Below are 10,781 nucleotides of genomic sequence, written 5' to 3'. Positions count from 1 at the left end.
CCATGCAAGCCCAATGGCGCAACGCCGCCCGCACCATCCTCGCCCTGATCGACGAGACCGGCCACGTCATCATCGCCGAACCCGGCCACGCCCTCTGGGCCTCCGCATCGGCCCGGCCCGACATTGCGCCCTTCGCGCCCGAGCCGGTCCCGGAGCCGGAGCCCGAGGATCCGCGGGCCGCGATCCCGCCACTGACCCGGCGCCAGGTCTTCATCGCGCTGCACCGGCTGGGGCTGATCACCGCCACGGAGGCCGTGGCGGCCGCGGCAACCGGCGAAGTGCCTGCCGCGCTGGAGCCGATGTTCGCGGCCCTGCCGGAACCCGATCAGACCGACGCCCGCGTTACTTTCGCGGCCTTCCAGATGGCTTACCGTCTCGATCCGATGACCGCAATGATCGCCGCATCCGCCGGGATGACCGAAGAGCAGATCGACGCGATCTGGACCGGCTTCGCTTCGGTCTGACCCCACTCACTCCCCGACCTCCCTCTCAGGATCACTGACATGACCGACAGACCCGGCCTTCTCGAAGGCGTGGCGCAAGCCTTCCGTGATCACGGCCTGACCGCCGCCCTCACCGCCCTGATCGGCGGCTCCCTGGCGCTCGCCGCCGCCGTCACCCGCAAGGCCTTCACTAACGAGGCCCTTCTCGATCGGCTCGACCGCGAACTTGCGCAGGAGCGGGATCGTGTCGAGCACCAGCGCGCCGAGGACCGCAAGGCTGATGCCGACCGGCTGGACCGCATCGAGACCGACATCCGCGCCATGCGCGACATGCTCTTCGATGCCTTCCAGCGCCCGCGACCGGACTGAGAGACCCAAGACCACACAACAACGACCAGTCCCCGCCCCCGAGGCGGGTTTTGTCTATCTGGAGGATTCCCCATGCCGACCCTGAGCTTCCCACACTGGCGCGACGTCCCCGAAAAGACCTGGCGTTGGCCGAGCTTCTCTCCCCCCGAAATCGCTTGCCGCGGCACAGGTGCTGTCAAGATCAACACCGAAGCCATGGACAAGCTGCAGGCCCTGCGCAACCGGCTGGGCAAGCCGCTGATCGTCCGCTCGGCGTATCGCAGCCCCGAGCACAATCGCGCTGTAGGCGGAGCCCCGGCCTCGAAGCATATGCAGGCCACCGCCTTCGACATCGCCATGGCGAACCACGATCCCCCGGCCTTCGAGGCGGCGGCGCGGGCGGTCGGCTTTCTGGGTTTCGGATACTACCCCCGCTCCGGCTTCATGCACATCGACCTCGGGCCCGCCCGGTGCTGGGGCGATCCCTTCCCAATGCGGCCCGTGCCCTTCGCCCCGGAACTGCCGCCTGCGCGCGAGGTCCTGGCCGAGAGCCGCACCCTGCGCGGCGGCGGGGCAGCCGGGGCGGCCACGGTCGGTGCAGCCGGGGTTGAAGTGTTGCAGGACGTCCTCGCCGAGACCCAGTCCACGATCCAGCCGCTGGTTCCCTATCTCGACACCCTGCGCTGGGTGCTCATCGGCATCGCGCTGATCGGCATCGCCATCACCATCCACGCCCGGCTCGATGACTGGAAACGGGGTCAGCGGTGATCGGCGGGCTCCTCACCCACGGCCCGGCGCGCAAGGCGCTGGGCCTGATCCTCGCCGCCACAGCAATCCTGCTGTTCCTTCTGAACCTGCGCCGCGCGGGCGAACGCGCTGGGCGCGCTGCCGAACGGCTTGATGCCCGAGAGAGAAACGATGTCATCCACCGCCAGATGCTCGACGCCGCCGCCCGCCGCCCTGCTGATCGCGATGCTCTGGCTGACCGGCTGCGCAATGGGCGGTTCTGACGTTCGGGCGCCTTGCCTACCCGTGGTCGATTACAACACAGCCGATCAGGCGCGCGCGGCCAACGAGGTCGCGGTGCTGCCGGAAGGCGCCGTCATCGTCCGGATGCTCAGCGACTACTCTGTCTTGCGCGATCAGGCGGGGGCGTGCCGGCAATAATTTTGCGAGATTGCGCACACCGACCCTCTTCATCAGTTGACTAAACTAGGGGCGGTTCTGTCTGGACCTCGATTGTCGACATCGAAATCTGTGTCACTCAAATCCCGCACAGTTGACCATCGAGGAGAAGAATATTGATCACGCGGGGTGTCATGGCGCGATCTCCTCAAAGGCTTCTGTCCGATGCCAGACAAGGCGGGCGCGGTGTTTGTCGGTGAGCGGGATGGGAGATTGCCAGCGCAGCTCTGCGCGCGCCGTCTCGCTCAGCTTTGGCGAGAATTGCGGAAGGCCGTCATCATCGAAGGTCACCAGCCCCCGGTCGAAGGCCGCATCCCAAAGGGCCGAAAGCAGCAGGCCGTTATGCACGTCCAGCCGGTCAGCGTCGCTGGCGCAATCCTTCCAGGCGATGATGTGGCTTGCGCGCAAGAGCGCCGGATCGGTGATCCCGGTCAGCGGGCAGCGGCCTTGCCAGTAGGTCATCAGCCGGTCGCGGAAGATATTCTGGCCAACGCGCTGGATGATCAGCCGCTCGGCCTCGGTGCTCTTGGGCAGGTCGGCTACGGCCGCACGGAATTCCTCGAGCGGGCCATCGGGCAGCGTTACGCCCAACTGGTAGACCCGAGGCATCACGGCATATAGCGCGGTCAGGTTCGGGAAGGCATATCGCACGAGGCCCGGGCCGGGCAGGTCGGCCTTGGGCAGGTTCAGATCCTCGGCGATGCCAAGATGATCGAGGGCCAGAAACCACGGCCCATCGTGCCCGGCCGCGGCTAACCACACCGTGCCCTTCGCGGTGGTGGACCCGTAGCGCACCCAGCCGTCCGCTTCGCCCAAGGCGCGGCGATAGCCGTTCTGCCAGGCGACCTTCTGGCATTCCTGAGAGACGACGAAGCTCTGGGGCGACTGAATCATCACCTGAACCTCATGATCCCAAGTTGAATGACATTTGCCCGCCGCTTGCGCCCGTCGGCCAAGAAGCAAAGGGTAACCGAAGCAGGCGCTCGATTGCATTTGCGGCCTGCAGAACGACCTGCGGTTGGAACGCGTCGAACGCCCCCCTGTAGCGGCTCAGGTAACTCTCGCTTCTCGGGCTGATACCGGAACGCTTCGCAACCACATAGGCAACCGACTCGGCCTCCACCTCGCGCAAGGCCAAGTCAGCCCATCTCCGATCATCCACCCCGCGTTTGCGATCAACTCCGAGGTGGCCAAGGTAGAGATGCGCCAGTTCGTGCACCAACGTGACAAACTGGGTTGCCGGTGGGTGGTTGCCATTCACCACCAGACATATGTCGTTCAGTCTGGTCTTGTCGTTGTAGTCCTTTTCCTTCCAGACGCATCCCGCGCGCCTGTCGCCTTCATCGGCCCAGATCAGCTGGATGGCAGCCTTCTCAAGGTGTGTTTCGACAGAGCGGAACCAGGCGCGCGGGATATCCCCGGTCGTCGGGAACGAGAACGCCGCCTCGGGCAGCGGCCGCCCTTCGGTGTCGAGCACGTCGTAGACGAAATCCACCGGGCCAAAGTTGCGCAGCACGATCAGCGGGCGGGCCCGGGCTTTGGGACGACGCCCGAACCGTTCGGCCCAGTCCCGCACGGTCGCGGCATAGCTCAGTCCCGGCTTCTGTGCGTTCAGCAGCATGGCATTGAACGGTGCGACATGGCGCATGCGGGCGGTGAAGTTGAACAGGTCCTTGACCGCCTTGCTGGTGGCGTAAAGCCTGGTGTCGGCGATCAGCGAGTCGATCAGGCTGCGCGTCTTCTCGTCATCCACCAGCGGTGGAAACTGGGTCGAGTGATCCCGCACCCCACCGCCCCTCGGCGCGCGAGGTTTGGGTGGAAAGGCTCGGCCCAAGGCCAGCATCAGGCTGTCTGGAACCCGCTCCCGGTCATCCCGCATCATTCGAGCCACCGGAATCCCGATCCACTCGGGATCGGTGATCTCGATCGCGTAGAGCTTTTCCTTCAACAGCACGCTGAAGTATCGCTTGGCCTCGATGATATCGACGCCTTCCCCTGCGCGCTGCATCACACCACGCAGGCCGACGCTGAAGGAGTGGAGCGCGTCTTGATGGGAAAATTCGTCTCGCCCGCAGAACCGGTCCTCTGCGGCTTCAAGCAGATGCCACAACTGGGCCATGCGCTGCGGGTCGATCTTCATCACATCCCCATCGCCGCGAATTCGCCGTTCGCTTCCATCCGGTCCCAGGCGGCGAGGACTAGGCGGCGGGTGCGGTATTCGCCGTGGTGGCGGATTTCCTTTTCCTTCAGGACACGGAAGGTTTCCGAGGGGTAGTCGGGGCCCTTCACGTCGGCGGGGTCGAGGATGTAGCGCAGCTCGTCGCGGGTCAGGCCGTAGGCGCGGGCGTAGAAGGCGTCGAGATCGGCGCGGAGGAGGGCGCGGCGGTCCTCGTCCCAGGCGAAGGGCGGGCCGTCATGGCCCAGATCGCGGGCGAAGGGAGCGAGGCTGTGCGAGGTGTAGGTGAGTTCCAGCACTTTCGGGGTGAGGAAGGCGAGGCGGGGTTCGGTGTAGTATTCAGGTGCAAGAACCGGGAACTGCTTGAGATAGAACTGTGACACGGAAGTGCCACCCAGTTTTAGCCGCACAACGAAGTCCAGCACCAATGAAGACAGATTGGCAAGAAGACACGCAGCCAGCTTTGCAGACTGTTCCGGCAAGATTAACGGCATTTTGCCTGATGCCGCAAAGAACGGAGTGACACTGGCAATAAGCGTCCGCTCATTGGTAGTATTTGTTACATCGCGCCAACCCAACAGCCAATCGCGACTCCATGACAACCTTTGAGCGATTTCCCGCGCATGCCGTTCGTCAACCCAATATCTGGGCAAGACCTCATAAGCCGGATCCTGCTTTTGCTCCAGAGCAGGACGCGGCAATGCGCGCGTGTCGTCAACGGCCCCCTCTGGATAAAATCCCCATCGGTGATCGAAATATGACATCATTTTCGCCTCATAGAGGGGAAGATATTTCTGAGATCGATCCGTACTTATGAAACAGCTTCCAACAAGCTGGTGCCCCCTTTCCACAAGCTCCTTGGAGGTATAAAAAAGATTGCTGTCGGTGGTCATGTTGAACATGCCTTGCCGGAACTGTAGATTCCATGGATTAAGCTGAGGCGGACCGTCAGCAAATAAGATTGGAACTCGAGAATAGATATTGCTGACCAATACCGCGTCCATCTCTGTCCTTAAGACTGGCGCAGTAAGTGTATTGGGATTCATCTTCTCGACGTCGCCCGGCGACAAAAAGAAGAGCCTCCTCGCATCGGAAAGATCCTGGGGTGTTTGCAGCTTAAACATGAATTTCGCACGATGCGACTGCCCCATCGTAAATAGACAGAATGATTGATTGTCTTTAGTTCCACTAAACCAATCCTTGATTTCAGCCATGGAAATCAAGCTGACGAGTTCTTGGTTCCTGAGGATTGACGAAAAAAATTCTGAAAGAGTCTCACTGGTGGCGATACCAAGGGGAAATATTCCGCCTGCGCGGCCAGTTGGTCGCCTCAGAGTCCGAAATACCTCAGCGAAGAGAGCGTATGTGTTTAACTTTCCACGGGCAGACAATTTAAATCGTCCAGATTCTCGGGCGAACTCATTTATCGCTACGAACTGACGTTTCTCTCGCTCGAAACTCAGAAACGCGGACGGGTCATCACGTTCCAGATCGGCAATCGCGCGCTTTCGTGCCGCACCTGACAGCGACGCAATCTCTGGCCTTATGGTTGCGAAGTATTCTTCTTCTGAAAGCTGCATCACCTCCCACGGTGGGTTCCCCAGCACCACGTCGAACCCGCCGCGCTGCATCACATCGGGGAACTCCAGCGGCCAGTGAAAGGCGCGGGCGCGGCGGGCGGCCTTGGGCGCGTCCATCATTGCCTGCCGGATCTTGCCCTGATTGAGAGCCAGCCACAGCTCCTCGGTCGTCGGCACGGTGCGGGCGGATGCCCCCGCCGGTGCGCCGCCCACCTTGGGCAGCAGGAAGGCCGCGACATACAGGTTCGCCGCCGCCGTCGCCCGCACAAATGCCTGCCCCTTGCGCAGTTCCTTGAACCGCGCGGCCTTGGCCCCGATCTGCTCCACCGTATCCTCGGGTAGGTCGCGGAAGCCCGAGAAATCCAGCGCCAGAGGTTTCATCTCGGGCATGGCAACTTGCCCCGTGCCGAAATCGAACCCGCCCTGACCCGAGGTCGCAGCGCGGTTGGCCTGCAGGTAGTATTTCGCCGTATCCTTGTCGTCTCCCGTCAGCGGCTTGTAGGCGGCATCGGGGATGCCACCCTGCAGCACCTTCAGGTCGAACACCCCCATCAGCGCATCACCACAGCGGATCTGCGCGTCGAAAAAGCCGAGGGGAAGGCCGGGGTCCACCGTCTCGATCCAGAGCGCGACCTTGGTCAGCTCCACCGCCATCGGATTGCGGTCCACCCCGTGCAGGCAGGACCGCGCGACATCGCGCAGGGCATGGCGGAAATCGGCCAGCGAGGGCGTGCCATCGGCGCGGATGCGGGCCAGCCGTGTGGCGATGCGGCGGGCGGCGGCCAGCAGGAAATGGCCCGAGCCGCAGGCGGGGTCGATGACCGACAGTTTCAGCAGTGCCTTGGCGGGATCGTCCGCCTCGGCCTCGGTCTTGTCGAGCACGGGGTCGAGTGCGGTATCGAGCAGCGCCTGAACCAGGCTGTCGGGCGTGTAGTAGGAGCCGGTGGTCTTGCGCTGGTTGCCCTTCTGCTCAGCGGCTTCCGAGGCGAAAAGCAGGGTCTTGCCGTCATCGCCCAGCTGCGGCTGCAGTTCGAGGAGGGATTCGTAGACCGAGCCCAGTTCCTCGGTCTCCATCGCGCGCCAGTTGACGGGGACCATGCCGGTTTTCTGGTCAAGCCAGGAGAGGCGGTAGAGCGCCTCCATGAAGGCGCGGTTGCGCAGGCGGGCGGTTTCGAGGTGGGGCAGCTTGTCGCCCGCGAAGAGGCCGCCGAGGGCCGGGAGCGCCAGTGCGTCTTGCCCGCTGGCCAGCGCGTGGAAGACGATTTTGATGCCCTCGTAGCGGTCGTGATGCTTGTCCCACGAGGCGGCGCGGTAGCATTGGGCGCGGAGCTGGCCAAGGCTGTAGCCTTCGGCATAAAGCTTGCGGGCGTCGGGCTTGGCCTTTTCGGGGTGCAGGAGGTTGCGATCCTCGGCCACCATCAGGAAGATCAGGCGATAGACGAGGCGGAGGAGTTCGTTGAACCATTCCGTCAGGTTGACCTCGCCCGATTTCAGCTTGTCGCGCAGGTCGGGGTTGGCCTCGAGAAAGCCGGAGCCGAGAACCTTGAGCGCGATCTGGACCTGGACGGCCAGCCGGTCGCGGGCGACTTCGCCTTCCTTGGACCCGGCGTCGCGCCAGCGCTCCAGCGCGCAATCGGCGGCCGGGGCGCCAGCGACGCCAAAGCGGGTGCGGTGGATCAGAAGCCAGAGGACGGCGAAGGAAGCCGCGTCCTCGTTGGTGAAGATCTGGGAGAGATCAGCCTCGATATAGGCCGGGCGGGTCAGCGATGCGTTGTCGCGCATCAGGCGGATCAGCGTGCCGTTGGTGACAAGGCCCCAGAGGGTTTCGTCATGCTCGTTCAGGTGGTCCTGAAGGGCGAATGCGGGCGAGCGTGTGCGGTCGGTCGAAAGGGTCGCGCTACGCCGGTCGAGTTTTTCGTCTGTTGGCGGCACGACCACGATCGGCACCCTGCCGCCCGCGATGAAGGACAGAGCGCCGTCGGCCGGTGCGAGGTCGTCGAAGCCGAAGGTTTCCTGCAGGAACGCTTTGATGAAGCGTCGCGTCGCATCGACCGAGGGGTTTGCGATCCGGGAAAAGGTGTCGAAATGCGACTGGCCGACGCGGAAGGCGGTCGAGATTTCCTCGCGGATCGTCAGGCCCTTCCGGATGCGATAGTCGGCCTCAGTCTGCTCGGACGCCTCGCGGCGGTCTACGCTGGCGACCATTGCAGGCGCGATCAGATTGCCTTCGAGGCTGAGCGACGGCCAGGCGGACATGTCGACGACGGGTTTGCGCGCCATGATCAGACCTCGCTCGGCATCAGGACGAAGAGACCGATGACGTCTGGCGGCAGAACAGCTTCGACTGTGACGCGAGAGGCCGACCCCGCGGCAGCGCGCAGGCGGGCATGATCCTGCATCAGTTCCTCGGCGCGCGAATTGACGAATTCGGCCAAGGGGCCGTCGAGTAGGCCGGGCAGATCCTCCTTGGCCTTGGCGATGAAGCGGTCGCGGGCGGATGGAGCGAGGTCAGCGTCCGCTGGGGTGTTCAGAAGTTCGCGGGCCGCTTCGCCGGCTGCGACGATCCGGCCACCCTGTATCGCGACAAGGGCGGCCTCCTCGGCTAGGAGTAGGCGTTCTTTTCGGGCGTGGACGGTCAGCTTGAACCGGATCCGAAGGAGTGCCAGCCGGGTCATCTGCTGAACGGCTGAGGTGGGCCAGGCGCCAACCCGGCCGATCCCGAGACCGGACAGTGCCTCCGGATCGAGCGAAGCCTCGACCAGCGCCTCTGCGAGGGTTGCGGTCAGGGGATGTGTCCTGGTGAGCAGCGCAGTCCCCGATGGCGCGGGTTCAGTCATCGCAAGACGGACCGAGCCGGTCAGGTTGCGTTGGGCCAGACGTTCTTTCAGGCCCGCCTCCAACGCATGGACATGGGCGATCAGAAGCGTCTTGCGCGGCTCCAGCGGCACGCCGAAACGCGACATCGCTCGCTCGATGAAGACCTTGGCATCCTCTGGCGATCCAAGCAGGGTGCGGACCTTCTCCCATTCCGGAGCAACTTCTTGCGGCTTCATCGCATTCTGGGCGAAGCGCGCGCGGGATTTCTTTTCGTTCTCGGAGGCATCACGCCAACGCGCTTCCATCGCCCGGGTGCCGTCTTCAAGGCGCAAGTCGAAGGCCAGCTGCTGGGATTTTCCCTGCCGCAGCATCACGGCAGCCATCAGGGCGTCCGTCACCGGCCCACGCTCGTCCGGCAAAGGAACGGTGATCCCAGTCGCCTTGCGGATTTCTTCTGCCTTGCGCAGGACGACATCCAGGACGGCCCCGTCGATGGCGCTGTCCGGTGAGAACATCATGATCGAGCGGACGAGTTCGGCTGGCTGGCCGAAGCGATCAACACGCCCCTCGCGCTGCTGATGCCGGGTGGGGTTCCAGGAGAGATCGTAGTGAATGACGGTGTCGAACAACTGCTGGAGGTTGATCCCCTCGGACAAGCAGTCGGTGGCCACCAGGATGCGCTGGACTTCCTTCTCGTCGTCGGCTGAGGCCATTTCGGCCACGCGGTCACGGCGCTCGTCGGGCGTCAGAACGCCTGTCACCGCTTCGACGACCAGCTTGGGAAATGCCTTCCGCAGGCCATCCCGAACGTGCTCGGCCGTGGCCAGGAAGCGGCAGAACACGACGGGATTCGCGCCCTTTTTGATCAACGGAGTGAGTGCATCGATGAGGGCTACAAGCTTCGGATCAGGCTTGTGGATCAACTCTTCGGCGTGGGCGACCAAAGCCTGAAGGGCCGGATCCGTGTCAAAGCCGGTCGCAGGTTCAATATCCACCGCGTCTTCGTCGTCGGAGTCCTCATCGTAGATCTGCGGCTCAAGCCGGTCGCTCTCATTGGACATCCGGTTGCGCAGCGCACTGAGGGCCGCAGCCGGCGACGAACCCACGCAGCGCATCAGGGCGAGTGTGCCCCAGAAGGCCAGACGCCGTTCCCGAAGCCCGGATCCTGCGCGCGAGACGACGCCGAAGCAGTAATCGAGCACAGCGTCCTGAAAATCGAGATGTGGCTGCGACAACCGGTAAGGGGACTCGGTGGTTTCATGCTTGGGAAACGCACGGTTCTCGTCCCAATCCCCGGAAACGAGATCGATCCTTTGGCGCTGCACGAAATGTCGCGCCAGACGTTCGCGATAGCGGGCGTCCTCGAAGTTCATCGTGCCGAAGGACGGGTCGATCAGCGAAAGCAGGCGGCCGAATGCATCTTCATCGCCCGAATGGGGCGTTGCGGTCAGAAAGATCATCCGGCGCTCCGGATCGCGGGCAAGGCCAGCGAGAAGTTCGAAGCGCTGCTGCTTGCCCTTGTGCGTTCCCACGGAGGCATGGGCTTCGTCCACGATCACGAAATCGGGGCAAGCGCGCGCGAACCCTTCACGGCGCTTCTCGGCCTTGATGTAGTCAAGGCTGACGACGGTATAGGGGTAGGCATCGAACAGCGTCTGGGCCAGCGGAAGACCGCGTTCCAGCCGCGCGGCACTGCCTGATGTCACGGCGACCGCCTCGATCCCGAACCGATGCTTCAATTCCCCGACCCACTGCTCGACGAGGTGCGGCGGACAAAGCACCGAGAAGCCATCGACCTCGCCGCGGTCCATCAGTTCCCGAAGGATCAGGCCCGCCTCGATCGTCTTCCCGATCCCGACATCATCGGCGATCAGGAGCCGGGGCACCTGCAGGCGAAGCGCCATCAGCAAGGGGACGAGCTGATAGGTTCTGGGCTCGAAAGCCAGTTGCGCGGCCGAACGGAAAGGGCCCGCTCCCCGCCGAAGGGTTAGCCGCATCGCATCCGCGAGGAGCGCTGCCTTCGCCTGGACAGTCGGCAGGGCATCGGAGGGCAAGTCGAAACGTGCGGCGGCAACCGGTTGGGTTTCAAGCGACGGATCAAGGATGACCGTGTCATTCTCGCTGCCGGAAAGAGGGCGGAGCGCCAGAATGCCCTCGCGCGGGGACGGCAATGCCACCCATTCCCGCCCACGGGCGCGCACGAGGTCTCCGGGAGCAAAATTCACGGTCATC

Annotated in this window: 9 protein-coding genes; 5 read left to right on the top strand and 4 right to left on the bottom strand. The window is 63.8% G+C overall.

The genetic code is table 11. The features are described from left to right. The first annotated feature begins 2 nt into the window (after positions 1-2). From C0V75_RS00325 to C0V75_RS23895, 5 genes are all read left to right on the top strand, one after another. Positions 3-464 carry a hypothetical protein gene (locus C0V75_RS00325; protein WP_101918924.1) on the top strand — a complete coding sequence of 154 codons (462 nt, stop codon included), beginning with the start codon at positions 3-5 and terminating at the stop codon, positions 462-464. 39 nt (positions 465-503) lie between these two features. Continuing rightward, positions 504-812, top strand: coding sequence for a hypothetical protein (locus C0V75_RS00320; RefSeq protein WP_101918923.1), 309 nt, complete (start codon positions 504-506; stop codon positions 810-812). Positions 813-884: 72 nt separating this feature from the next. Then, on the top strand, positions 885-1,559 hold the full coding sequence (locus C0V75_RS00315; protein WP_101918922.1) for a D-Ala-D-Ala carboxypeptidase family metallohydrolase: 675 nt from the start codon (positions 885-887) through the stop codon (positions 1,557-1,559). Next, positions 1,556-1,801, top strand: coding sequence for a hypothetical protein (locus C0V75_RS00310; protein WP_101918921.1), 246 nt, complete (start codon positions 1,556-1,558; stop codon positions 1,799-1,801). The genes C0V75_RS00315 and C0V75_RS00310 overlap by 4 nt, the downstream gene beginning before the upstream one ends. A 22-nt stretch (positions 1,802-1,823) precedes the next feature. Further along, positions 1,824-1,958, top strand: coding sequence for a hypothetical protein (locus C0V75_RS23895; protein WP_256377147.1), 135 nt, complete (start codon positions 1,824-1,826; stop codon positions 1,956-1,958). Between the two features lie 150 nt (positions 1,959-2,108). Here C0V75_RS23895 and C0V75_RS00300 read toward each other — a convergent pair whose 3' ends face one another. The 4 genes from C0V75_RS00300 to C0V75_RS00285 are packed head-to-tail and all read right to left on the bottom strand — an operon-like array spanning position 2,109 to position 10,780. Then, entirely contained in the window at positions 2,109-2,870 is a 762-nt protein-coding gene (locus tag C0V75_RS00300; protein ID WP_101918919.1) for an HNH endonuclease, read from the bottom strand. Between the two features lie 10 nt (positions 2,871-2,880). Then, positions 2,881-4,116, bottom strand: coding sequence for an ImmA/IrrE family metallo-endopeptidase (locus tag C0V75_RS00295; protein ID WP_101918918.1), 1,236 nt, complete (start codon positions 4,114-4,116; stop codon positions 2,881-2,883). Next, a complete protein-coding gene (locus C0V75_RS00290) occupies positions 4,116-8,012 on the bottom strand; it encodes an Eco57I restriction-modification methylase domain-containing protein (RefSeq protein WP_101918917.1) in 3,897 nt (1,298 codons plus the stop codon). The genes C0V75_RS00295 and C0V75_RS00290 overlap by 1 nt, the downstream gene beginning before the upstream one ends. Before the next feature lie 2 nt (positions 8,013-8,014). After that, positions 8,015-10,780, bottom strand: a complete 2,766-nt coding sequence (locus C0V75_RS00285) for a DEAD/DEAH box helicase (RefSeq protein ID WP_101918916.1) — start codon at positions 10,778-10,780, stop codon at positions 8,015-8,017. Position 10,781: the final 1 nt, after the last annotated feature.

The sequence above is a fragment of the Tabrizicola sp. TH137 genome, from assembly GCF_002855575.1.
Lineage (GTDB): Bacteria > Pseudomonadota > Alphaproteobacteria > Rhodobacterales > Rhodobacteraceae > Paragemmobacter.
Note: the sequence above shows the minus strand (reverse complement) of the source record. Positions and strands in the feature narration are given on the sequence as shown.

Coding starts and splice junctions, on each gene's coding strand:
- C0V75_RS00325 (WP_101918924.1), top strand. CDS start 3: ATGCAAGCCCAATGGCGCAACGCCGCCCGCACCATCCTCGCCCTGATC.
- C0V75_RS00320 (WP_101918923.1), top strand. CDS start 504: ATGACCGACAGACCCGGCCTTCTCGAAGGCGTGGCGCAAGCCTTCCGT.
- C0V75_RS00315 (WP_101918922.1), top strand. CDS start 885: ATGCCGACCCTGAGCTTCCCACACTGGCGCGACGTCCCCGAAAAGACC.
- C0V75_RS00300 (WP_101918919.1), bottom strand. CDS start 2,870: ATGATTCAGTCGCCCCAGAGCTTCGTCGTCTCTCAGGAATGCCAGAAG.
- C0V75_RS00295 (WP_101918918.1), bottom strand. CDS start 4,116: ATGAAGATCGACCCGCAGCGCATGGCCCAGTTGTGGCATCTGCTTGAA.
- C0V75_RS00290 (WP_101918917.1), bottom strand. CDS start 8,012: ATGGCGCGCAAACCCGTCGTCGACATGTCCGCCTGGCCGTCGCTCAGC.
- C0V75_RS00285 (WP_101918916.1), bottom strand. CDS start 10,780: ATGACCGTGAATTTTGCTCCCGGAGACCTCGTGCGCGCCCGTGGGCGG.